The 23,921-nt window shown below is 58.7% G+C and carries 19 protein-coding genes and 4 pseudogenes; 9 read left to right on the top strand and 14 right to left on the bottom strand.

Annotation, left to right across the window (positions count from 1 at the left end; all coding sequences use genetic code 11):
* Positions 1 to 89 precede the first annotated feature (89 nt).
* Both ACYZT2_RS24465 and ppk2 read right to left on the bottom strand, forming a co-directional pair.
* Positions 90 to 1,865: a SulP family inorganic anion transporter gene (locus tag ACYZT2_RS24465; RefSeq protein WP_461968071.1), complete on the bottom strand. Its 1,776-nt coding sequence runs from the start codon at positions 1,863 to 1,865 to the stop codon at positions 90 to 92.
* 49 nt (positions 1,866 to 1,914) lie between these two features.
* Positions 1,915 to 2,739: a polyphosphate kinase 2 gene (gene ppk2, locus ACYZT2_RS24460; protein ID WP_461968069.1), complete on the bottom strand. Its 825-nt coding sequence runs from the start codon at positions 2,737 to 2,739 to the stop codon at positions 1,915 to 1,917.
* Between the two features lie 362 nt (positions 2,740 to 3,101).
* Between ppk2 and ACYZT2_RS24455 the strand changes: the two are divergent.
* From ACYZT2_RS24455 to ACYZT2_RS24435, 5 genes and pseudogenes are all read left to right on the top strand, one after another.
* A pseudogene (locus ACYZT2_RS24455) lies at positions 3,102 to 4,101 on the top strand (MFS transporter).
* A gap of 3 nt (positions 4,102 to 4,104) precedes the next feature.
* Positions 4,105 to 4,227, top strand: a pseudogene (locus ACYZT2_RS24450) (benzoate/H(+) symporter BenE family transporter); the annotation flags it as partial.
* A 16-nt stretch (positions 4,228 to 4,243) separates the two neighbouring features.
* Positions 4,244 to 4,381 (top strand): hypothetical protein, encoded by a 138-nt coding sequence (locus tag ACYZT2_RS24445; RefSeq protein ID WP_461968067.1) that lies wholly within the window; start codon positions 4,244 to 4,246, stop codon positions 4,379 to 4,381.
* A 15-nt stretch (positions 4,382 to 4,396) separates the two neighbouring features.
* A pseudogene (locus tag ACYZT2_RS24440) lies at positions 4,397 to 5,645 on the top strand (OprD family porin).
* Between the two features lie 143 nt (positions 5,646 to 5,788).
* A pseudogene (locus ACYZT2_RS24435) lies at positions 5,789 to 5,884 on the top strand (LysR family transcriptional regulator); the annotation flags it as partial.
* 9 nt (positions 5,885 to 5,893) lie between these two features.
* Here ACYZT2_RS24435 and ACYZT2_RS24430 read toward each other — a convergent pair.
* Complete coding sequence (locus ACYZT2_RS24430; protein ID WP_461968065.1) at positions 5,894 to 7,348, bottom strand: TrkH family potassium uptake protein; 1,455 nt, start codon at positions 7,346 to 7,348, stop codon at positions 5,894 to 5,896.
* Between the two features lie 243 nt (positions 7,349 to 7,591).
* On the opposite strand from ACYZT2_RS24430, the gene ACYZT2_RS24425 reads away from it, so the two are divergent.
* Together ACYZT2_RS24425 and ACYZT2_RS24420 are read left to right on the top strand one after the other, a co-directional pair.
* Positions 7,592 to 8,281: an energy-coupling factor ABC transporter permease gene (locus ACYZT2_RS24425; protein ID WP_461968063.1), complete on the top strand. Its 690-nt coding sequence runs from the start codon at positions 7,592 to 7,594 to the stop codon at positions 8,279 to 8,281.
* 63 nt (positions 8,282 to 8,344) lie between these two features.
* Positions 8,345 to 8,560 (top strand): hypothetical protein, encoded by a 216-nt coding sequence (locus ACYZT2_RS24420; RefSeq protein ID WP_007938959.1) that lies wholly within the window; start codon positions 8,345 to 8,347, stop codon positions 8,558 to 8,560.
* Positions 8,561 to 8,569: 9 nt separating this feature from the next.
* Here the strand turns inward: ACYZT2_RS24420 and yacG are convergent, their stop codons facing one another.
* From yacG to pilB, 5 genes are read right to left on the bottom strand one after another with little or no spacing between them, the layout of a single operon-like run.
* A complete protein-coding gene (yacG, locus tag ACYZT2_RS24415; protein ID WP_077750267.1) occupies positions 8,570 to 8,770 on the bottom strand; it encodes a DNA gyrase inhibitor YacG in 201 nt (66 codons plus the stop codon).
* A complete protein-coding gene (coaE, locus tag ACYZT2_RS24410) occupies positions 8,767 to 9,390 on the bottom strand; it encodes a dephospho-CoA kinase (protein ID WP_038981519.1) in 624 nt (207 codons plus the stop codon). The genes yacG and coaE overlap by 4 nt, the downstream gene beginning before the upstream one ends.
* Positions 9,387 to 10,259: a prepilin peptidase gene (locus tag ACYZT2_RS24405; protein ID WP_461968060.1), complete on the bottom strand. Its 873-nt coding sequence runs from the start codon at positions 10,257 to 10,259 to the stop codon at positions 9,387 to 9,389. The genes coaE and ACYZT2_RS24405 overlap by 4 nt, the downstream gene beginning before the upstream one ends.
* A gap of 1 nt (position 10,260) precedes the next feature.
* Positions 10,261 to 11,478 carry a type II secretion system F family protein gene (locus ACYZT2_RS24400; RefSeq protein ID WP_461968058.1) on the bottom strand — a complete coding sequence of 406 codons (1,218 nt, stop codon included), beginning with the start codon at positions 11,476 to 11,478 and terminating at the stop codon, positions 10,261 to 10,263.
* Positions 11,479 to 11,480: 2 nt separating this feature from the next.
* The gene (gene pilB / locus ACYZT2_RS24395) at positions 11,481 to 13,181 is read right to left on the bottom strand and encodes a type IV-A pilus assembly ATPase PilB (RefSeq protein WP_461968056.1); all 1,701 of its coding nucleotides are present in this window, start codon (positions 13,179 to 13,181) and stop codon (positions 11,481 to 11,483) included.
* Between the two features lie 226 nt (positions 13,182 to 13,407).
* Between pilB and ACYZT2_RS24390 the strand changes: the two genes are divergently transcribed.
* Positions 13,408 to 13,827, top strand: coding sequence for a pilin (locus tag ACYZT2_RS24390; RefSeq protein ID WP_461968054.1), 420 nt, complete (start codon positions 13,408 to 13,410; stop codon positions 13,825 to 13,827).
* Between the two features lie 316 nt (positions 13,828 to 14,143).
* Positions 14,144 to 14,500, top strand: coding sequence for a BON domain-containing protein (locus ACYZT2_RS24385; RefSeq protein WP_461968052.1), 357 nt, complete (start codon positions 14,144 to 14,146; stop codon positions 14,498 to 14,500).
* A 281-nt stretch (positions 14,501 to 14,781) separates the two neighbouring features.
* On the opposite strand, the gene ACYZT2_RS24380 is transcribed toward ACYZT2_RS24385, so the two are convergent.
* The 6 genes from ACYZT2_RS24380 to panD form a co-directional block, all read right to left on the bottom strand.
* Positions 14,782 to 15,078: a DUF2845 domain-containing protein gene (locus tag ACYZT2_RS24380; RefSeq protein ID WP_461968050.1), complete on the bottom strand. Its 297-nt coding sequence runs from the start codon at positions 15,076 to 15,078 to the stop codon at positions 14,782 to 14,784.
* Positions 15,078 to 18,065, bottom strand: coding sequence for a DUF748 domain-containing protein (locus tag ACYZT2_RS24375; protein ID WP_461968048.1), 2,988 nt, complete (start codon positions 18,063 to 18,065; stop codon positions 15,078 to 15,080). Before ACYZT2_RS24375 ends, ACYZT2_RS24380 begins: the two co-directional genes overlap by 1 nt.
* A gap of 61 nt (positions 18,066 to 18,126) precedes the next feature.
* Positions 18,127 to 19,143 (bottom strand): class I SAM-dependent rRNA methyltransferase, encoded by a 1,017-nt coding sequence (locus tag ACYZT2_RS24370; RefSeq protein WP_461968046.1) that lies wholly within the window; start codon positions 19,141 to 19,143, stop codon positions 18,127 to 18,129.
* A gap of 205 nt (positions 19,144 to 19,348) precedes the next feature.
* On the bottom strand, positions 19,349 to 21,286 hold the full coding sequence (gene acs, locus ACYZT2_RS24365; RefSeq protein WP_461968044.1) for an acetate--CoA ligase: 1,938 nt from the start codon (positions 21,284 to 21,286) through the stop codon (positions 19,349 to 19,351).
* 233 nt (positions 21,287 to 21,519) lie between these two features.
* Positions 21,520 to 23,184, bottom strand: a complete 1,665-nt coding sequence (pgi, locus tag ACYZT2_RS24360; protein ID WP_461968042.1) for a glucose-6-phosphate isomerase — start codon at positions 23,182 to 23,184, stop codon at positions 21,520 to 21,522.
* Positions 23,185 to 23,413: 229 nt separating this feature from the next.
* Positions 23,414 to 23,794, bottom strand: coding sequence for an aspartate 1-decarboxylase (gene panD, locus ACYZT2_RS24355; RefSeq protein ID WP_461968040.1), 381 nt, complete (start codon positions 23,792 to 23,794; stop codon positions 23,414 to 23,416).
* Between the last annotated feature and the right edge of the window lie 127 nt (positions 23,795 to 23,921).

Raw genomic sequence — 23,921 nt, 5'->3', positions numbered from 1 at the left:
CGTGCTGGAAATCTGCGTGCGGTCCGCGGGCGTGCCGATAAACATGGATATCATTGATAAAGACTGTCGCTGAGAGTCTCCGATGCCACTCAGAGATCCTTGTCCCAATCCACCGGATGTACCAGCAGATAGCTGTCGACTGCTGCGCCAATTGTTGGAAAAAACGCCGCTTCGCCAAGCCGCGCGAAAAGCCCGAATCGCTTCAGCTTGTCCTTGACCGGGTCCTTCATCTCGGCCACGCATAACTTGATGCCCGCCGCGTGCAAGGTTTCGTCCAGTTCCGCCAACATGTCGGCGGAGGTCACGTCCACGCTGGTGACGGGTTCTGCCGCAATGACCAACCAGCGCACTGGCGTAGGCGATGCAGCCACGGCGTCCAGCACTCGGTCATGGAACAACTCGGCATTGGCGAAAAACAACGGCGAATCCCAGCGAAACAGGACCACACCGGGTATAAGGCGCGCGTCGGGGTAGCGCTTGATGTCGTGATAACCCTTGACGCCTTTCGCGCGCCCCAGAACGGCAGAGTAAGGGCGCCAGCCATCCCACAGAAATTCAATGACGGCGATCACGATGGCCAGGCCGATGCCTTCAATCGCGCCCAGCACGGCCACGCCGATGGTGCAGACAATCGATAGCCAGAACTCCCAACGCTGGATTCGATAAATTCGTCGCAGATCGGTGACCTCGATCAGGCCGATGGCGGATGCGATCACCACCGCAGCCAGTGCGCTGGAGGGTAAATCCTTCAACAGGTCCGGCGCCACCAACAGCAGTAAGGCAACAGCCAGCGCGCCGATGACTCCGGTCAGCTGGGTTTTGGCGCCTGCGGCCTCGGCCACGGGCGTACGTGACGAACTGCTGCTGATCGGAAAACCCTGAAAAAAACCGGCGGCTAGGTTGGCGACGCCGAGGCCCACCATTTCCTGGTTCGGGTCGACATAGGTACGGGTCCGCGCCGCATAGACACGCGAGAGCACGCTGGTATCGGCGAACGAAACCAGGGCAACGGCGCAACCGCCGATCAGGACGGGGACGATATCGGCAGTAGTGATCCAAGGGATGGCGAACGCAGGCAAGCCTTGTGGAAGAGAGCCGAGGACCGATATTCCAGCGCGCTCTGCAAGGTCCAGCACACCCACGGCGACAGTCGCTCCTGCCACGGCGATCAAAATGCCCGGCACGCGCTTGTTGCCCTTGAGCAGCAGAATCACCGCCAAAGTGGCTGCGCCGACCATGAAGGCGGTCCAGTTGGTTTTCCCCTCCATGACCGCTGTAGCGATCGCCCACAGGTTTCTCAGCGGGCCGTCGGATTCAATCGAAAAACCGAAAAACTTGGGCAGCTGGCTGATCAATACCGTCAGTGCGATCCCGTTCATGTACCCGTAGCGGATCGGTTTGGACAGAAGCTCCGTGACAAAGCCCAGGCGCGCGATGCCAGCCAGGATGCACACCGCCCCCGACACGATCGCCATCATGCCCGCGAGGGCGATTGCACGATGCGGGTCGCCACCGGACAGTGGCAGGACGACGGCGAGGATGACGGCAGCCAGCGAGGAATCCGGTCCCAGCACCAGAATCCGGCTGGGTCCGAACAGCGCATACGCGAGTAGCCCAACAATGGTCGCGTAAAGGCCGTAGATGCCGGGTACGCCCGATGCCACTGCGTAGGCGATGCCGACGGGCACCAGCATCGTGGTCAGCACCAGTCCGGCCACGAGGTCGTGCCGCAACCAGACTATTTTGTATCCGCGTAGCGTGCGCAGTCCCGGCAGCCAGCGACTCCAACCGGTGTCGCCGCCGGTAACCCGATGGGCAATGCGACCCGGTTCCGGGACGGGAGGCGAAGCATCCGAATGGCTCATGGGACTGTGGCCCTTTGATGTACAGCGCAGATCCGCTTGAACGTGCCGGTCAGAATTTTTCTGGAATTCGCCGCAGCGGATAATCCGGTTCGCGATAGCCACCTGATTTCTGCCGCTTGGGCAAAATCACCTTCTCGCGCGGTACATTCTTGTACGGAATGCGGCTGAGCAAATCAGAGATGATGTTGAGGCGGGCACGCTTCTTGTCGTTCGAGTTGGCCACAAGCCACGGAGCATGTTCGGTGTCGGTCGCCTTGAACATGTCGTCACGTGCGCGCGAGTAGTCATACCAGCGGCTGTATGACTTGAGATCCATTGGCTTCAGTTTCCAGATTTTACGGCCATCCTTGATCCGCGCCTCGAGCCGGCGGGTCTGCTCCTCTTCGCTGACTTCCAGCCAATACTTGAACAGGATTACGCCCGAGTCGACCATCATGCGTTCCATGAGGGGGGCCAGGGCCAGGAAACGGGCCACCTGCTCATCGGTACAAAATCCCATCACCCGCTCGACCCCTGCGCGGTTGTACCAACTGAGATCGAAGATCACCACTTCGCCAGCCGCTGGCATGTGCGCCAGGTAGCGCTGCATATACATCTGGCTCTTCTCGCGATCGGTCGGTGCAGGTAGCGCCACCACCCGAAAGACACGCGGGCTCACCCTCTCAGTGATCGCCTTGATCGTGCCGCCCTTGCCGGCGCCGTCGCGCCCCTCGAAGACGATACAAATCTTGATGCCCTTTTGTTTCACCCATTCCTGCAACTTGACCATTTCGACATGCAGCCGGCGTAACTGCTCAAGATAGTCTTTGTTCGTCAGTTTCAAGGGTTCAGCGGCGTTACTTTTAACAGGGGGTTTCTTCTTGTCCTTTGCCATGACCCAGCCTCACAAATGCCAGCCGCTGACTACCGATAGCTTGACCCTGCCGGTGCAACTATCAGCTTGCAGATCGCGCATTGTTTCGAGCAAAACTGGCGTCAGCCCTGGACGGCCCCCTGCTCCTGACGTTTAGCGCCATCACCAACCGCGTGAGTCTAGTCCATGAATCAACCCTCTACAGGGTTGCTACAGGCTCTTGGAGCACTCCTCGCCCTACGCCCGATTCAGGGCATTGCACAAAACGGATAGCGATCTGCGCAAAGCGGCTATTGCGCCGTGCCCGGCGTCTCTACCCTCGGCTGTACGGACGTTAGCCGCGTTACCGACTCTTAAAAAAACAACAACAAGAGATAGATGCCATGCGCAAGATCAACGTACATGAGGTCATCGACAACGCTCGATTCAACCGCTTTCACTGGATGGTGCTGTTCTGGTGCGCCCTCATCATCATCTTCGACGGAGATCATGTTCAGCGGCTACTCGGTGGGCGGCATGCTCTCGGCGGGGCTCGGCATTGGGTTGATCCCGAGTCTTGGCTGGCAGTCGGTGTTTTACGTGGCGGTGCTGCCGTTGCTGTTATTGCCGTTGATCATGTATTTCCTGCCCGAGTCGGTGGGTTTCATGCTGCGTCAGGGCCGCAATGAAGAGGCGCGCAACATTCTGGAGCGGGTTGACCCGGCTTATGTTGCACACGCCAGCGATCAGTTGCTCGTGAGCGAAGTGAAGGGCACCGGCATCTCGGTGTTGCAGCTGTTCCGCGAGGGCCGTGCACTGCGCACGCTGATGCTGTGGCTGGCATTTTTCTGCTGCTTGCTGATGGTCTACGCCTTGAGCTCCTGGTTGCCAAAACTGATGGCCAACGCCGGTTACAGCCTGGGTTCGAGTCTGTCATTCCTGCTGGTGCTCAACTTCGGGGCCATTTTCGGTGCGGTCGGTGGCGGGGTGCTGGGCGACAAGCTCAATCTGCCGCGCGTGTTGGCGGTGTTCTTCGTCATTGCTGCGGTATCGATTACCTTGCTGGGCTTCAACAGTCCGATGCCGGTGTTGTACCTGCTGATCGCCCTTGCCGGCGCCACCACCATCGGCTCGCAGATTCTGCTGTACGCCTGCGCTGCGCAGTTCTACTCCATGACCATTCGCTCCACCGGTTTGGGCTGGGCGTCGGGCATCGGCCGCAACGGCGCGATTGTCGGTCCGCTGCTGGGCGGTGCCTTGCTGGGGATCAGCCTGCCGCTGCAACTGAACTTCATGGCGTTTGCCTTGCCCGGTGCGGTGGCCGCCCTCGCCATGACTGTTTTCACCATCAGCAGCCGGCGCAGCGCTGGTGTCAGCCGAGCGCTGTCGCCGACGGGTGCTTGAGTCATGAAAGCTCTATTCCAGGACTTTTCCCTGTCAGCAGCCGTCGCCGGATTTATCGCCACGGTGATTTCCTACGCAGGCCCCTTGGTGATCATCTTTCAGGCTGCCGAGACGGCTGACGTTTCTCATCACGGCGTCGGGCATGTCGCTGTTCGGATTGTCCGCCGCTTTCTGGGGGCTGATTTTCGGCATGGTCTCGCACTGGCTGTTAAGCGTCCGGCGTCCTGTCCCTCGCAGCAAAACCGTTGCGGCTGAAGCACTTCAACCTGCCGATCAATAAAAATAAGAGAAAATAATGAAACAGACTCTTCCAACAACCGGTTCAGTGTTGTCCATGGCGGTCGCCTCGAGTTTCTCCGCTGGAGCGATGGCCGCCGAGGGCGGCTTCATCGAAGACGCCACGGCCACCTTGCAAGCGCGCAATTACTACTAAGCCGGGACTTTTCCGACATCGTCGGGGCCAATCAACAGTCGAAGGCCGAAGAGTGGGCGCAAGGCTTTATCCTCAACGTCAAATCCGGTTATACCCAAGGCCCGGTCGGTTTTGGTGTGGATGTCATCGGCCTGCTCGGCCTCAAACTCGACAGCAGCCCGGACCGGGTCAATGCCGGTTTGCTGCCGGTGCATGATGATGGGCGCGCGGCGAATGATTACAGTCGTCTGGAAGGTGCGTTGAAGATGCGTTACTCCAAGACGGAGTTGAAGGTGGGTGAGCTGCAACCCAACCTGCCGGTGCTGGCCTTCAGCGATATTCGTCTGCTGCCGCCCAGCTATCAGGGCGCAAGCATCAGCTCCAATGAGATCAATGGCCTGACCTTGCAAGGTGGTCACTTGAACTCGACCAGCCTGCGCAACGAGGCCGGCGATGAAAAGATGCAGGCCATGCTCGGTCATGTACCGCAGCATCAGGTCAGCAGCGATGGCTTCAACTTTGCCGGCGCCGATTACGCCTTCAATGATAAACGCAGCTCGGTCAGCGCCTGGTTCGGGCAATTGGAAGATATCTACAACCAGCGCTTTCTTGGCTTCAAACACAGCGAGCCGTTAGGAGACTGGACCCTGGGCGCCAACCTTGGCTATTACGATTCGCGTGAAGATGGCAAAAAGTTGCTGGGCAATATCGACAACCAGGCGTTCTTCTCCTTGCTGTCGGCCAAGCGCGGCGGCCACACGTTTTATGTCGGCTATCAGGGCATGTTCGGCGACAGCGCCTTCCCGCGAGTGTTTGCCAACATCTCGCCACTGAGCAATGAAGTGCCGACCTACGAGTTCGCCTACACCGATGAACGCTCCTGGCAGGCGCGTTACGACTATGATTTTGCGGCCCTCGGCATGCCGGGCTGACCAGTACCGTGCGCTACATCACCGGCAATAACGTCGACACCGGCAAGGGCTTTGAAGGCAAGGACCGCGAGCGCGATCTGGATATCGGCTATGTGCTGCAGAGCGGCAGTCTCAAAGGCCTCGGCATCCGTGTTCGCAACGTCATGGCGCGCTCCAACTACCGCAGCGATATCGACGAAAATCGCCTGATCCTCAGCTAAACTTGGACGCTGTTATGAGTATTGGACAAGCACAGCGGCCGCATCCATTCGGCGCCAGTCTGCTGTTGATGATCGCTGCAAGCGGTCGCGGTGTTCGACACTGAAACCACCTTGGCGATGTGCAGCGGCTGTGCCGGGTCGTCGCACAGGTGTCTCGATTGGTGGCGGACCCGGAGGAACATGTACAGGCACGCTCGCTGCAACGCACCACGCGGCGGTTGAGCCTGACCGAGGCCGGTGCGTTGGGACTAGTATTTCCAGAAAACCGGTATGAACAGCACCAGAACAGTGAGGATTTCAAGTCTTCCCAGCAGCATGCCAACGGTCAGCAGCCATTTGGCGGCATCGGGCAGTGTCGAGAAGTTTCCTGCCGGGCCAATGATCGAACCAACGCCGGGGCCCACGTTGCAGACGGCCGTGGCCGCGCCACTCAATGCCGTGGTCCAGTCCAGGCCGATAAGCGCCAACCCCATGGCGATCGCCCCGATGGTGATGGTGAAGAAGAATGAAAACGTCAGCAGCGAACGGGCGATATCGTCGTCAATGGGATGGTTGTTGTATTTTTTCCGGATAACGGCTCGAGGGTGGATCAATTGTTTCAGACTGCCGACGAGCAGTGCGCCAGCCACTTGAAAACGAAAGATTTTAAGACCGCCAGCGGTGGAGCCGGAGCAGCCGCCGACAAAGGTCAGATAAAAGAACAGCAACACGGAGAAACTGCCCCATAAAGTGTAATCCCCCAGCGCCACGCCGGTCGTCGTGACCACCGAGGTCACGTTGACCGCCACGATCCGAAACGCCTCCCACCAGCCATACTCGCTGTTCAAGCACAACCAGCTACCGAACAGCAGCCAGGTAGTGAGCAAAAAGCCAATGAATCCGCGTACCTGGTGATCTTTGAGCAAGGCTCGTTTATTCCCGCGCAACGTGCTCACATACAGCGTAAAAGGCAGGCTGCCCAGAATCATGACAACCACCGCCACCCAATGAATGGCCGGTTGTGGCCAGTGGGCCAGAGACGCATCGGAAGTCGAAAATCCTCCCGTGGAAATCAACGACATCGCATGGTTGACTGCTTCGAACGGTGTCATCCCTGCTAGCCACAGGGCCAGCGTGGAGAGACCGGTAAGCCCGATATACAGCCCCAGAATATATTTGGCGGCGACGTGGGAGCGTGGTGTGACCTTCTCCGACCAGTCGGATGACTCGGTCTGAAACAGCCGCATCCCCCCGACCCGCAATAGCGGCAGAATGGCCACGGCCATGCCGATGAAGCCGATCCCGCCCAGCCAGTGCAGCATTGAACGCCAGACCAGCAACCCGGGAGAGGCAGTGTCCAGACCGGTCAGGATGGTCGATCCGGTGGTGGTGATGCCGGACATCGTTTCAAAAAACGCGTCGGTGTAGCTGATGTTCTGGATAAGGACCATGGGCAATGCGGCGAACATGCAGACGATCACCCAACTGGCGGTCGTCAGCATATACATGTCGCGGGGACGCAACTGAGCGTTTTCAGGGCGCCCCCGGTTAATCAACAGCAACCCGGACACCAATGTGATCAGACTCGACCACAGAAAGGCCGACATATCATCTTGGCGTTCGTAGACCAGCAGCGTGAGCATCGGTATCGCCATGCTCACGGCCAACGTGATGAGAAAAATACCCAAGATGAAACCGATAAGCCGCAGTGCCGCAATGGACATAAATAACGCCTGTCTTGTTAGCGCCGCGCAGTATCGATCGGCTATTCATTTTGTCTCGTAAAGTTTGCGTAACTTTCGCCTTTCCTCAAATCTCCGCACGTCAGTGTAGTGGAATGACACGGGCAGTCAGAACCGCCGGTGTAGACTGAGGCTGTCACGAAGGGAGAGACGCGTGGAATATAGAACAGTGCTGTTGTTCAGTCTTGCGTTTGTGTGGGGCCAGGCGCCGGAAAAAACTCGCTCATGATCGGCGCCGAACTGTTGTCACCGCAAAGCCTCACAGTGGGTTGGCTGATTTACCTGCCGGTGATTATCTGGGCAGTCTGTCGAGCCCCATGGGTCGAACTGTTCAGCGACAGCCGCCGTCAGCATCTGTTGTTCGGCACGGTGTTCGCGCTGTTCATGCTTTGGCTGGTGCGACGGGACTTCGACACCGGCGTGTCCTATCACTTCATCGGCATGACGGCGGTGACGTTACTGCTGGATTGGCCCTTGGCGATTGTCGGCGGGTTGGTCGCGCAAGTGGGATTGGTGCTGCTCGGACGGCAGGACATGGCGGCCATGGGGGTCAACGGCGCGCTGCTGATTCTGCTGCCGGTGCTGGTCACCGAGTGCTGCGCAATCCTGGTCGAACGCGCGCAGCCGCGTAATCCTTTTGTGTATATCTTCTGTTCCGGTTTTTTTGCCGCTGCGTTGTCGGCCTTGTTGTGCCTGATTCTGGCGCTCACATTGCTGTGGTACGACGAACGTTTCGCCATGCCCTATTGGCTGATAGATTTTGTCGGTTATCTGTGGCTGCTGATTTTTCCGGAAGCCTTTATCAACGGTATGGTGGTCAGCGCATTGGTGGTGTTCTGCCCCGAGTGGCTGGAAACGTTCAATCGCACGCGCTACCTTTCGGCGCCCTGGAAAGACGACGACCCCAAATCTTGATCCACATCAAATCCAAAAATCGTTGACGAATCCATGCTCCGGAAAACCTTCAGGAGCAATGGCATGAGTGTGTATGAGTGGGCCCGGCAGGAGTTGCGTCAGAGTCTGGATGTGGCACAAGAGGTGGGCTTCGATCCGGGATTGAGCCTGCGCGCCTTGCTCAGTGCGGTGGTGCAGCAGAGCAAGGCGGTACGCAATATCGAAGACCTGGCCGATGAGTTGCGGTTTCTCGCCGAGAACCTCGACGAAGGCCAGGATTACGGCTTTATGCGGCCCTGAGGGGCGGGATCAGTGACGCGGGTCGAAGTCTTCGCTGAACATTTCGTCTTCGGCATCCGGGCTCACCGGGATCTTGTGTTCTTCCGACGCCCAGGCACCCAGGTCGATCAGTTTGCAACGATCTGAACAGAATGGCCGGAACTTGTTCTCGGGGCTCCATTCGACAGGGGCGCCACAGGTTGGGCAATCGACGGTTGGGGTTTGGCTCATGACTGGCCTCCACGCAAAGTAAGGTAAAAGTGATGCAGGCGTTCAACCTCGCTGTGCAGCCAGGCGAGGTCGCGGTCATTGACCACCACATCGTCGGCATGGCTCACGCGGTCCTGTCGGCTGGACTGTGCCTTGAGGATCGCCTGGACCTGCTGTTCGCTGGTCTGGTCACGCTGCAGGGTGCGTTCGATCTGTAACTGTTCCGGCGCATCGATCACCAAAACCCGTTGGGTCATGGCGTACTGCCCGGACTCGATCAGCAGCGGCGAAACCAGAATCGCGTAAGACGATTGTGCCTTGGCCAGATGGTGGGTAATTTCTTCGGCGATCAGCGGATGCAGCAGCGCTTCGAGCCAGCGGCGTTCATCCGGCACCTCGAAGATCAGCTTGCGCAGCGCCGCGCGATCCAGTTGGCCGTCGGCTTGCAGCACGCCGGGGCCAAAGTGCTCGGCAATCTTCGCCAGTGCCGGGCGACCGGGTTCGACCACCCAGCGAGCCGCATGATCGGCGTCCACCACGTGCACGCCCAGATCGATGAAGTGCTGCGCGGCCGCGCTTTTGCCGCTGCCGATGCCGCCGGTCAGGCCGAGAATCCAGGGTTTTTCCACAGGGGTATTCATTTCAAACCGACAAACTGCCAATAGAAGCCGGTTATTTGACCACCCCAGAGCAAGGCAATCCAGCCGGCAATCGCCAGATAGGGGCCAAAGGGCAGCGGAGTCGAGGTTTTTGCGTCCCGCAGGCGCAGCAAAATCACCCCGATGATGGCGCCCAGCAGCGATGACAGCAGAATTGTCAGCGGCAGGATCTGCCAACCGCCCCAGGCGCCGAGCATCGCCAAGAGCTTGAAGTCACCGTAGCCGATGCCGTCCTTGCCGGTGATCAGCTTGAACAGCCAGAACACCATCCACAGCGCCATATAGCCGGCCACCGCGCCCCAGAGCGCGTCATGCAGTGAGACGAAGAGCCCGAAGCTGTTGACGATCAACCCCAGCCATATCAACGGCAACACCAGCACGTCCGGCAACAGCTGATGTTCGGCGTCGATCAGGCTCATCGCCAACAGACCCCAACTCAGGACCAGCACCATGCAGGCCTGCCAACCGAAACCGAAATGCCAGGCGACGAACGCCGACAGCACGCCGCAGGCCAGTTCGGTCAGTGGGTAACGTTTGCTGATCGGCGTCGCGCAGTTCGAGCATCGCCCACGTAAAAACAGATAACTGAGTACGGGAATGTTTTCCCATGCTCGAATCCGATGGCCACAGTCGGGGCACTCGGAGTGGGGCAGTATCAGGTTGTAAGCCGGGCCGGGGGCTTCGGGTGGCAAATCCAGGACGTCATGGGCCTGCAAGCGCCATTCACGCTCAAGCATTTTCGGCAAGCGCCAGACCACCACGTTGAGAAAACTGCCGATCAGCAACCCGATCACCAATGCAGTGATCGTGAAGGCCAGCGGGTTGAGACTCAGAAATTCGTTCAAGGACATGTCAGATCGCTGAGCCAAGTTGGAAGATGGGCAGGTACATCGCAACCACCAGGCCGCCGACGATAACCCCCAGCACCACCATGATGAAAGGCTCCATCAGACTGGTCAGGTTATCGACCATGTTATCCACCTCGTCCTCATAGAAGCTCGCGACCTTGTCGAGCATGTCGTCCAGTGCGCCAGACTCTTCGCCGATGGCCGTCATCTGGATCGCCATGTTCGGAAAGATGCCGGAGGTGCGCATGGCAAAATTCAGCTGCATGCCGGTTGAAACATCCTGCTTGATGCGTAACACCGCTCGCTTGAACACGATGTTGCCGGTCGCACCCGCCACTGATTCCAGGGCTTCGACCAGTGGCACCCCGGCGGCAAAGGTGGTCGACAAGGTTCGGGCGTAACGGGCCACGGCGGACTTGTACATGAGCGCGCCAACCAGCGGCAGTTTCAACAGCCAGCTGTCCATTCGGTCCCGAAAGCCCGGGGACTTTTTAAAGGCGTGACGTACGCCGAAGAACGCCGCAACCAGCATGCCGAGCATCATCCACCACCAGGCCTGCAGGAACTCCGACAAGCTGATGACCATCACGGTGAACGCCGGCAGCTCGGCGCCAAACCCTGAGAACACCGATTCGAATTGCGGTACAACCTTGACCAGCAGAATCCCGGTCACAATGATCGCGACGAACACCACCGCCAGCGGGTAGGTCATGGCTTTCTTGATCTTGGCCTTGAGGCTTTCGCTCTTTTCCTTGTAGGTTGCAACCCGTTCCAACAGGGTATCCAGGGCGCCGGCCTGTTCGCCGGCATCCACCAGGTTGCAGTACAGCTCATCGAAATACTGGGGCTTTTTGCGCAGGGCCGCGGCGAAGCTGTTGCCGGCCGCGACTTCCTGTTTCACCTCGTCCACCAGCTTGCGCATGTTCGGGTTATCGAAGCCCTCGCCGATAATGTCGAACGATTGCAGCAGCGGCACGCCGGCTTTCATCATGGTCGCCATCTGCCGGGTAAACAGGGCAATGTCCAGGGCCTTGATGCGTTTGCCGGCACTGAAAATGGACGCGGTTTTTTTTCGCACCTTGCCCGGGTTGATCCCCTGCTTGCGTAACTGGGCCTTGATCAGCGCGGGATTCTGGCCGGTCAATTCGCCGGTCATTTTTGTGCCTTTTTTGTCTGTGCCTTCCCAGGCATATACGCTGATTTTCGCTGCTTTGACCGCCATGTTCAGTCCTTCGTGACCCGGTTGATTTCTTCAAGGCTGGTGATGCCTTGCATGGCCTTGAGCAGGCCTGAAGTACGCAGGTCGTTGAAGCCGTCCTTACGCATCTGGATGTCGATTTCCAGTGAATTGCCTTCGGCCATGATCAGCCGTTGCAGGTCTGGGGTGTTCTTGACCACTTCATAAATCCCTACTCGCCCTTTGTAACCGTTGTTGCACTGATCGCAACCAACCGGTTCATAGATCGTGAACGAGCCGATGCGTTCCTCGGGAAAGCCTTCTTTGAGCAACGCCTCGCGGGGAATCTCGATGGGCTTTTTGCAATGACTGCACAGTTTGCGCGCCAGGCGCTGGGCGATGATCAGGCTGACCGAGGTCGCGATGTTGAACCCCTGAATCCCCATGTTGTGCAAGCGGGTCAGGGTTTGCGCGGCGCTGTTGGTGTGCAGGGTGGAAAGCACCATGTGCCCGGTCTGGGCGGCCTTGATGGCGATTTCGGCGGTTTCGAGGTCGCGGATTTCGCCGACCATGATCACGTCCGGGTCCTGACGCAGAAACGAGCGCAACGCCTGGGCGAAATCCAGTCCTTGCCTGGGATTGACGTTGACCTGGTTGATACCTTCCATGTTGATTTCTACCGGGTCTTCGGCGGTGGAAATATTGATGTCGACGGTGTTGAGGATGTTCAGCCCGGTATAGAGCGACACGGTCTTGCCTGAGCCGGTGGGGCCGGTCACCAGGATCATCCCCTGTGGCTGCTTGAGGGCGGCCATGTACAGGTCTTTCTGATCGGGTTCGTAGCCGAGGGCATCGATGCCCATTTGGGCACTGGACGGGTCGAGGATCCGGATAACCACCTTCTCGCCCCACAGGGTTGGCAGTGTGTTGACCCGGAAGTCGATGGACTTGCTTTTGGACAGGCGCATCTTGATTCGCCCGTCTTGGGGTTTGCGCCGCTCGGAGATGTCGAGACTGGCCATGATCTTCAGCCGGGAAGCAATGCGATTGGCCAGTTGCGTCGGCGGCCTGGCGACCTCCCGCAGCATGCCATCGGTGCGCATCCGCACGCGGTAGATTTTTTCATAGGGCTCGAAATGCAGGTCGGAAGAACCGCTCTTGATGGCGTCGAGCAACATCTTGTGAACGAAGCGCACCACCGGCGCATCATCGGCATCTTGCCCTATGATTGAATCCTGTTTCTGGTCATCGACCGACTCGATGTCTAGCCCGTCGAGGTCGACATCGGCCATGTCTTCCAGGCCGGTGGAGTGGCTGTCGAAGAATTTTTCGATGGCGTCGCTGAGCTTGTCTTCCTCCACCAGAATAGCTTCGGTGCTCAGCCCGGTGCTGAACTGGATGTCATTGATGGCTTGATGATTGGTCGGGTCGGAAATTCCCACGAACAGCTTGTTGCCACGCCGCCAGAGGGGCAGGGCGTGGTGCTGGCGGATCAGCTTCTCGCTGACCAGCCCTCGGGGTTGGGTGTCCTTGTCCAGGCAATCGAGGTCCAGCAGGGCCATGCCGAAATGTTCCGAGGCCACCTCGGCGACCTGCCAACTTTTCAGCAGTTTGTTTTGCACCAGATAGCTGACCAGCGAAATTCGATTGCGTTGGGCTTGCTGATACGCCTGTTGCGCACTTTGGTCAGTGATCAGCTCGGCCAGTACCAATTGCTTGGCCAGACCGCTAAGGGCAATCTCATTCATTGGGATACCGGACGCAGACAGTTAATGACTTATAGCCTAGTCAAGCAGTGGAACCAAACCAGCCGGGGTGAGGTGACAAAAAGTGTCAGATAGTGCGGATCCGTGTAGTAGGAAAGGTCTTTGCCGCGATCTCCCGCCCCGCAGGCAGGGGCGCGCGCGGCTTGGCATGACCTGTGCTATGCCCTATTCAGATCATGAGATTTCGACTCATGCATGGAGCCTGTCTATGAAAAATCAAAAAGGTTTTACCTTGATCGAACTGCTGATCGTGGTGGCCATCATCGGGATTCTGGCAACGTTTGCATTACCGCAGTATTCGAAGTACCAGGCACGGGCGAAAGTAACCGCTGCGCTTGCAGAAATCTCGGCACTGAAAGTGCCTTTCGAAGACATCATCAACCAGGGCACCAACCCCACCCTCGCACTGATCGGCGGTACGGTGACCACCGGTAATTGCACGATTACGGCATCGGGCACCGCCGCTGACGGTGCAGGTACTATTGGCTGCACGATTCTCAATGCTCCAGGGCCGGTGCTCAGCAAAACCATCACGCTTACACGCACCCTTACCGGCGGCTGGACATGTGTCACCACGGCTCAACAGCAATACACTCCTAAAGGCTGCACCGGTGCCGCTGACGCCTGAACCATTGTCATCCTGCCAATGCCCCGCCTTTCACGACGCGGGGCATTTTTTTGCTCGTCATTTATGGGCCGCGCCAATAATCAAGAAAACCCCCGACATTTCATGGCCTTAGGCCTGCGTTAAAACCCGCATGTTGCATGTAGATAATTTCGCAGTCATGCAATTTGCATGATTTCGAAAATCGCCGTAGTTGTTAAGTAATTGATTTATCAGTATTTATTTTTTATGTGACAGTTGGCACAGCGTTCGCACTCTCTCCAGTAACCCTGCTGACAAGACACGCAGCAGACTTTCCAGAAATACAGGAGTTACTCGTATGAAGAAGTTCGCTATCGCTGCCGCTACTGCAACCGCGTTGACCCTGACCATGGCCAACGCCGCATTTGCACAGACCACCCAAGCGACTCAGGCACCTATGATGCTGGCCGCCGGTGAAGTCACTGAAGCGAAAGAGGATGTTTCCGATACCTGGATCACGACCAAAGTCAAAGCAGACCTGGTGACCGAAAAAGGCATCCCAGGCACTGACATCAAAGTCGAAACCAACAAAGGCGTTGTTTCCCTGTCTTCCATGACCGTTCTGACAGACGCTCAGAAAACAACCGCCGTGGCTATCGCCAAGAAAATCAAAGGGGTCAGAGATGTGTCCGCTGACGGCCTGAAATCCGAGTAAGGCAAGGCTTCTCGCCTGGACCGGGAGAAGGTGCGGTAGACGGGCCGAGTCATACGTTTGCCGCAACTTGAGCGTTCATGCGAACGGCCACAAGGATGTGGCCATTACAGGCCCCGGCATTCGTGTCGGGGCCTGTTCTATTTTTGGCTACGCAAAACAACTGTGGGAGCGAGCCTGCTCGCGATTGCTGACTAACATTCGACACGTACGTTGAATGAAAGACCGCTATCGCGAGCAGGCTCGCTCCCACAGTTGAATGTGCCCCACTTTGGATTGTGGGCTCAATTGCCGCGTTTGCTGGTGATTCGAACCAACCGATTTCCTTCAAAGCGCAGGTACTGGTACATCCCGCTGGTGGGCCCGTAGGTCCATTCCTCGACCGGAAATTCTTCCCGTCGATTGGCGCTGCGCTTGTAGCCCAGCAAGTCGCGGGCAACGGGCTCTCCGCATTTCTGCAGCACTTCGCCGGCCCTGTCCCCGACGCTGATCAATTGGCTGCCGCAGCGCAAGGTATCGGCCGCCGCTGCCTGGCCGGCAATCAGCATCAGGGCCAGGCTCAGAAGCCAGCGCGCGCCCATCACTCGGCATCCAGATGCATGGGCGTAATAACGCGGCCATCGCTTTCTGCCTCACCAAGGCTGGCGTCGATGAAGTACACGCGGTCATCGGCCAGCTGACCCTTGTCCACCAGATAATCCTTGATACTGCTGGCCCGTTCTTGCCCCAGTTGACGCAATAGCACCTCGCTGGAACTCCAGAACGCGATCACACCTTCACGCATTTTTTTAATGCGTTCTTCCTTACCCAGGTCCTTCCATTCGGCCGGCGGCTGAGTCTTGAGGCGTGTGCGGTAGATCCCTTCCAGCAGCGGGCCTTTTTCGTTGTCCGGCACTTCCAGCAATGAGGCCTGCGCCGGTACTTTGTCACCGCGGCGCTGGAGCATTTTGTAGTAGTTGTACTGGTATTCCCGCTCCAGGCGTTGCTCGGCGATCAGCGGGCCATCGCTGCTCTTGGCGGCGGTGCCTTCGATTTCCAGGCGCAGGGCCGGACGCTCCTTGAGCGCTTGGGACAGTTTGACCAGCGCCGCTTCGGCCTCTTTGCTCAGGTCAGTTGAACCCGGTGCGAACGCCACGGTGCCCAAATCTTCAGAGCCACCACCGCTGACCAGACCGCCAATCATTTTGAAGGGCGCTGCAGCTGCTTTCACGATCAGATTGCGCAAGGTCTGCCAGACAATAGGCATAACGCTGAATTGCGGGTTGTTCAGGTCGCCGCTCACCGGCAACTCGATGGAAATCTTGCCATCGACATCCTTGAGCAAGGCAATCGCCAGCTTCAGCGGCAGGCTCACCGCGTCCGGGCTGTCGACCTTTTCACCCAGTTGCAACTGCTCGACCACCACTTTGTTTTCGGCCAGGAGCTGGCCGTTGGTGATCTTGTAATGCAGGTCGAGATTGAGCCGGCCCTTGCGGATACGATAACCGGCGAACTTGCCGGAGTAGGGCGTCAGGGTAGTCAGTTCCACCCGTTTGAAACTGGTGGCGATGTCCAGGCTGGCCATTGGATCGAACGGGTTGACCGAACCCTTGATGGTCACCGGCGCATAGCGATCGACTTTGCCTTTGATGTCGACACTGGCCGGTTTTGCCTGGCGGCTGTCGATGGTGCCGATCTTCCCGTTGAGCTGTTGAGCGGCCGTGGCGAAGTTCGGGGTCAGGCTGAAGTCGGCGAAATTAGCCGAACCATCATTGATGGCGATGCCGCCAATGTGGATGCCCAAGGGTTTTTCTTTCCCGGCAGCCGGTTTGACCGCGGCGGCTGTGGTGCCGGAATCGGCCGGTTGCGGGATCAGCAGGTCATCGATGTTGGTGGTTCGATCATCGTTGATCATGAAGCGCGCATAGGGCTGTAACAGGTTGACCTTGTCGATCGACAGGCTGTCGCCATGCTGATAGTTCAGGCCTTCGAGCACCAACTGTTGCCACTTGAGGAAGTCGCGGGTTTTCAGGGTGTCGAGGGTATGCAACTGATCGACCTGGGCGCGGCCGGTAACGTTGAATGCCAGCGGTTCGGTGCTTTTCAGGTCGACCGCCAGATCACTGCCCAGCATGCCGCTGCGCAGTTCGAGACGAATGAACGGGTTGATGTAGGACTGGGCGACGCGCAGGTCGATGTCCTTGGTCTGCACGTTCAGTCTGGCGCTGATCGGGGCCAGATTGACCACGCCATCCGCGGTGATCTTGCCTTGCTTGCCCACGCCGGTGTCGAGCTTGAGGTTGAAAGGTGAGCCATTGAGGCTGTCGAAATTTTGCAGGTCCAGGTTCAGTGGGCCCAGCTCCAGCGCCACCTGCGGTTGTGCCTTGCGGTCGGCCAGGTGCACTTGGTAATTGCGCAATTGCACGTCTTTGAGCAGCACCTGCCAAGGCTTGCTCGGCGCGGTCGGTTCAGGCTTCGGCGAATCGGCTGCTGCCGGCGCGCTGGCTGGCTCGGCATTGGCTTTGTTGGCCGCTTTGGACGGTTGGCTGGCGAACAGTTTTTGCCAATCGAGTTGCCCATCGGCTTCGAGGGCGGCCCAGGTTTCCAGTTTCTGGCTGCGGATCTTGCCGACCACCACTTGCTGTTTGGCCAGATCCACGGTGGTTTCGCTGATGTCCAGCCGCTCGAGCTTCGCCAGCGGTCGACCGTCCGCCGTCTTGATGGCGAAAGGCGCGACGCTGACGGCAACGTTGCTCAGCAGCAGTTCGGTTTCTTTCGCCAGGTTGAGTTTGTAGTCGGTGCTGAGGCTGATGACGCCATCTTCGAGTGCGAGTGGCACAGCATCGCGTACGTAGGGCCAAAAGGATTTCATCTTGCCGTCAGTGATTTTCAGCTTACCTTCGGAGGCGATCGGGATCAGGCTGAAGTTTCCGGTCCAGTCGATCTGTCCACCTGCCGGGCCGACGGCCACCAACGTCATGTCGGCGCTATCTTCGGGCAGGGTGCTGAGGTTTTTCAGTTCGAAATCGAGTTTGTCGTAGAGGAATTCGATGGGTTCGCTGGGCCGTGCATCCTCGAAATGGACGGAGCCGCCGGCCAGTTTGATCCGCTCCACGCGCAGCGGGAACGGTTTGGCGTTCGGGTCGACCGGGGTCGGTTCGCTGGCGGGGATGTTGAACAACCCGAGCAGGTTGAGTTTGCCGTCCTTGCCGAAGAGGATTTCGGTCTTGGGTTTGTCCAGTTCGATATCGGACAGGTGCAGCGCCTTGGTCCAAAGACTGTCGATCTGCAGGTTGGCGTACAGACGTTCGAACCCCACTTGCTCTTTGCCCGGCTCGCCGATGACCAGGCCCCAAAGGGTGACTTCAAGGCTGAACGGGTTGAGTTCGATCCGCGAAATCGTCGCGGGCGTCGTGGCGTAGTTGGCCAATTGTTGGTTGGCGATTCGCAACGCGATGCCCGGCAAAATCAGAAACCCCAACAGGCTATAAAGAGCCAGGGCAGTCAACAAGGCGCCGATAGCGCGAATCAATCCTTTGGGCATGTGCGGCTTCATTTGTCGGAATCGGAGTGCCTTGGAGTATGGCATGCGTTTGCGGTTCCTAAGCAACCACGCTTTATAGGATTTATCTGATTATCGGCGTGGACTTTCAGAGCTGCAGGATCAGCGTTTTCAGCGGCGGCTGCTGGTCCATCGACGGGAAATCACCGCCCGGTGTCAGCGCGGTCCACTCACGCACCGGACGCCCGGCCTTCTCTGCGCAGCGCAGAACCTGTTCGCGCCAATCGTCCATGCTGACCTTCGCCAGGTTGTTGCAGCAGATCAGCACGCCATTGTCCGCGGTGGTCAGCAGCGCCGGTTTGAGCAGGCTTTGGTAGTCGCGCAACAGGTCGACCGTGCCGAAAGCACTCTTGGCCCAGGCCGGAGGATCAAGCAATACCAGATCGTACTGACGTGGGTCCAGACGTTGATAGCTCGGCAGTTTCTGGCCGCGACGCTGGCTGATCGGCAGACCGGCCAATTGGCGAATCGCCGGGAAGTAATCGGACTGGATGAATTCCATCGTCGGCAATTGCGGGTTAAGCAGACCGTTCTCGCGGCCGACCGCCAGATTGCCTTCGGCAAAGTCCAGGTTACACACCTCGCTCGCGCCACCCGCCGCGGCGCTGAGGCCGACGCCACAGGTATAGGCAAACAGGTTCAGCACACTTTTGTTTTTGCTGTGCGCCTTGACCCAGCCGCGAGCGTTGCGCAGGTCGAGAAACAGTAGCGGGTCCTGGCCGGCGTGGCGCCCGCGAACCCGGTAGTTCAGTCCCCATTCGTGACCGATCAAATCTTGCAGGGCGGCTTCGTCGGCGCGGTAGACGGTGTCTTCGCGGTCGATACGCGAGTTGCCACGGGAACGGTCGTTGTAGACCAGCAGGGTGTCGAGGCCCAGCTGTTGATTGACGATCTCGTGCAGTTGCAGCAGGGCGTCACGCTCCAGTGCGTGGTGAAAGCTCTGCACCAACAGTTGCGGACCGTAGCGGTCGATGGTCAGGCCGCCAGCGCCTTCCTGGCTGCCGTGGAACAGGCGATAGCAATCGGTGCCTTGCTGATGCAACTCGGCAAGCAGGTCCTGACGATGATCGAGGGCGGCGCGCAGCGCCTGATTCAAGGAAGACATGCTGAGCGCCTTGCAGGAGGGAATTGGGGGCGCGGGAGTTTAACAGCTTGGACGATGAAGAACCTGTACCTGTACCTGGAGCGAGGCTTGCCCGCGAAGAACGATGGCGCGGTTTATCTGTTGCACCGAGTTATCGTTCTTCGCGGGCAAGCCTCGCTCCTACAGGGATGTGATTAGCGTTCGACGGCCAATGCACAACACGAGCTCATTGGTTCAGTCGTTGATCGATCAGCCCTTGCACCACGCTCGGGTCGGCGAGGGTCGAGGTATCGCCCAGGCTGTCCAGTTCGTTGCAGGCGATCTTGCGCAGAATTCGTCGCATGATCTTGCCCGAACGGGTTTTCGGCAGGGCCGGAGCCCATTGGATCAAGTCCGGTTTGGCGAAGCTGCCGATTTCCTTGCTGACATGCGCCAGCAATTGGTGCTTCAGTTCGTCGTTGGGTTCGGTGCCATTCATGGGCGTGACGAAGGCATAGATGCCCTGGCCTTTGACGTCATGGGGGTAACCGACCACGGCGGCCTCGGCGATGCTGTCGTGCAGCACCAGCGCGCTTTCTACTTCGGCCGTGCCGATGCGGTGCCCGGAGACGTTGATCACGTCATCGATGCGCCCGGTGATCCAGTAGTCGCCGTCCTCGTCGCGACGTGCGCCATCGCCGGTGAAGTAATAGCCGGGGTAGGGCTTGAAGTAGGTTTCGATCATCCGTTTCGGGTCGCCGTAGACGCTGCGAATCTGTGCCGGCCAGCTGGACTTGATGGCCAGTATGCCGCTGCCAGCGCCTTTGATTTCCTTGCCGTGTTCGTCGAGCAATACCGGTTGCACGCCGAACATCGGTTGGGTGGCGCAGCCGGGTTTGATCCGTTGAGTGCTGACCAGCGGGCTGAGCATGATGCCGCCGGTTTCGGTCTGCCACCAGGTATCGACAATCGGGCAGCGCTGCTCGCCGACCGTATTGAAATACCACTCCCAGGCTTCCGGGTTGATCGGCTCACCGACGGTGCCGAGTAACCGCAGGCTCTCGCGGGACGTTTCCTTCAACGGCTCGGGGCCTTCACGCATCAACGCGCGCAACGCGGTCGGAGCGGTATAGAAGATATTCACGTGGTGCTTGTCGATCACCTGCCAGAAGCGCGAAGTGCTGGGGTAGCTCGGCACGCCTTCGAAGATCAACGTGGTCGCTCCGTTGGCCAGTGGCCCGTAGACGATGTAGCTATGGCCGGTGACCCAGCCGACATCGGCGGTGCACCAGAAGACTTCACCGTCGCGATAGTCGAGCACGTACTTGAAGGTCATGGCGACTTGCAGCAAGTAGCCGCCAGTGGTGTGCAGCACGCCTTTGGGTTTGCCGGTGCTGCCGGAGGTGTAGAGGATGAACAGCGGGTCTTCGGCCTCTATCGGCTCTGGCGGGCAGTCGTCGCCGACGTCGCGCAAAGCCTGGTGGTACCAGATATCCCGATCGTCGACCCAGTTAACCTGACCTTGGGTACGTTCGACCACGATCACGGTGCTCACGTCGGGGCAGCTTTGCAGCGCCGTGTCGACGTTCTGTTTGAGCGGCACGAATTTACCGCCGCGCACACCTTCGTCGGCAGTGATTACGGTGCGGCAATCGGCGTCGAGGATCCGGTCACGCAACGAGTCCGGGGAGAAACCGCCGAACACCACCGAATGAATCGCGCCGATGCGCGCGCAGGCGAGCATGGCGTAGGCGGCTTCGGGGATCATTGGCATGTAGATGCACACGCGGTCGCCTTTCTTTACGCCACGGCTTTTGAGCACGTTGGCCAGTCGACAGACGTTGTGATGGAGTTTTTTGTAGGTGATCCGGGCGGATTCGGCGGGGTCATCGCCTTCCCAGATGATCGCGATTTGATCGCCGCGTTTTTCCAGGTGACGGTCGATGCAGTTGTAACTGACGTTTAACGTTGCGCCAGCGAACCAGCTCGCCTCACCGGTTTTCAGGTCGTAACGCTGGACGGTTTGCCACGGCGCGCTCCAGTCGAGAAAGCGTGTGGCCTGTTCGGCCCAGAAGGTGCTGGGGTGTTCGATGGATTGACGGTACAGGCGTTGGTAGTCGTCTTGACTTAACTGTGCAGCCCGGCGGACGGCATCGGCTTTGGGGAACGTGCTGATATCGAACATGACGGTTCCTTATTCTTGTTACGACAAGTAATAAAGATGCGCCGAGTGGAGAAAGGGTTCAAGTCGGATGCCGACCGGTGTAGAAGGTGCCGGCCGCAAATTTTTTGACCGACGCAAACCAATGTGGGAGCGAGCCTGCTCGCGATGGCGGCAAAACATTCAACATCAATTTGAATGTCAGACCGCTATCGCGAGCAGGCTCGCTCCCACAAGGGCAGCTGTGTTGCGTCAAATCAACCGCGGTGACGACCGCGGAAGTAGTTGATCAAGCCTTGGGTGGAGGCATCGTCAGCCGGGGTTTCTTCGCTGCCGACCAGGCGGTTGTAAACGCCTTTGCCCAGTTCCTTGCCCAGTTCCACGCCCCACTGGTCGAAGGCGTTGATGCCCCAGACCACGCTTTGCACGAAGACTTTGTGTTCGTACAGCGCCACCAGTGCGCCAAGACGACGCGGGCTGATGCGCTCGACCACCAGGGTGTTGCTCGGACGGTTGCCCGGGATCACCTTGTGCGCCGCCAGTTTCTGTACTTCATCCTCGCTCATGCCCTTGTCACGCAGCTCGGCTTCGGCCTCGGCGCGGGTCTTGCCCAGCATCAGTGCCTGGCTTTGGGACAGGCAGTTGGCGTACAGCCACTGGTGGTGGTCGGCCACCGGGTTGAAGCTGACGATCGGCACGATAAAGTCGGCCGGAATCAGTTGGGTGCCCTGGTGCAGCAACTGGTGATAAGCGTGCTGACCGTTGCAGCCGACGCCGCCCCAGATCACTGGGCCGGTATCGGTGGACACTGGCGTGCCGTCCTGGCGCACGCTCTTGCCGTTGGATTCCATGTCCAGCTGTTGCAAGTGTTTGGTGATGTTGCGCAGGTAGTGGTCGTACGGCAGGATCGCGTGGCTTTGCGCGCCCCAGAAGTTGCCGTACCAGACGCCGAGCAACGCCAGCAGCACCGGCATGTTCTGTTCGAATGGCGCGCTCTGGAAGTGCTGGTCCATGGTGTAGGCACCGGACAGCAGCTCCTTGAAGTTCGACATGCCGATGGCCAGTGCAATCGGCAAACCGATAGCCGACCACAGCGAGTAACGCCCGCCAACCCAGTCCCACATCGGGAAGATGTTTTCTTCGCGAATACCGAACGCCACGGCCGCCGCATTGTTGCTGGAAACGGCGATGAAGTGACGATACAGCTCGGCTTCCGAACCACCCTGAGCCAAGTACCAGGCGCGTGCGGCCTGGGCGTTTTTCAGGGTTTCGAGGGTGTTGAAGGATTTCGACGAGACGATGAACAGCGTGGTCTCGGCGCGCAGCTTCATGGTCAGTTCGTGGAATTCACTGCCGTCGATGTTCGCCAGGTAATGGCAGCGCACACCTTTCTGGGCGTAGGACAGCAGCGCTTCGGACACGAGCTCAGGGCCGAGGAACGAGCCACCGATGCCAATGTTCACCACGTCAGTGATCGGCTTCTCGGTGTAACCGCGCCACAGACCATCGTGGATGCGGCCCACGAGATCGGTGATCTGGTTCAGCACCTTGTGCACGTCGGGCATCACGTTGACGCCGTTGACCGACAGCTTGTCGCCCACTGGGCGGCGCAGTGCGGTGTGCAGCGCGGGACGGCCTTCGGAAGAGTTGACGATTTCGCCATCGAACAGCGCTTTGATCGCGCCCTGGAGATCGACTTCGTTGGCCAGGCCCACCAGCAGGTTGCGGGTCTCGGGGTTGATCAGGTTTTTCGAGTAGTCGAGAAACAGGCCGCAGCTGCTGAGGGTGAATTGAGTAAAGCGCTGCGGATCGGCATTAAAGGCTTCGCGCATGCTGAAATCCTGCATGGCTTGGCGGTGATCATTCAACGCTTGCCAGGCGGGCAGAGCGGTAACGTCGTGAGGAGTGCGGTAATACGCCATCGCTGCGGTTTTCCTTTTACTTGAACGGCCTTTTGAACACTAAAATCCCGGAGCGCTGCGGGTGGGCGTCCGGTCAACTGCGTCGACACGATTTCATGGCGCAGGGCGAATACAGTAAACCTCGCGCTGCAATCTGTCTTGACTTTGTCTGACCTGCTCCCGGTACTTTTTTAACATTTAAGCAGGGAGCGGTCCGACAAACGGAACGTGGGCAGGGGGGGCGGCTCGATCAGGCGACCTGAACCGGGATGGCATTGCTGGTGTGGCTCAGTGCGTTACCCGGCGCCATGTAGAGCATGCGCGGCTTGAAGTTGAGCAGCTCGGCTTCGCTGTAATGGGCGTAAGCGCAGATGATCACGCGGTCGCCGACCTTGGCCTTGTGCGCAGCAGCACCGTTGACCGAAATCATGCGCGAACCTTCTTCGCCACGAATCGCGTAGGTGGTGAAGCGTTCGCCGTTGTCGATGTTGTAGATCTGGATCTGTTCGTACTCACGGATGCCGGACAGGTCCAGCCATTCGCCGTCGATGGCGCAGGAGCCTTCGTAATCGAGTACAGCATGGGTGACTTCGGCGCGATGCAGCTTCGCCTTGAGCATGATGGCGTGCATGAGTGTTTCCCCTGGTCGGAATCGAACGGCGGGAGCGCCCACAGGCGCGTAGGAGCTGCCGCAGGCTGCGATCTTTTGATCTAGCCGTTATTTTTCGATGTTGCTGTTTAGTCTTTTGATCTTGCCG

The organism is Pseudomonas sp. MDT1-85, from assembly GCF_054898065.1.
The sequence above is the reverse complement of the archived record's forward strand: the minus strand, read 5'-3'. Positions and strand labels throughout refer to the sequence as shown.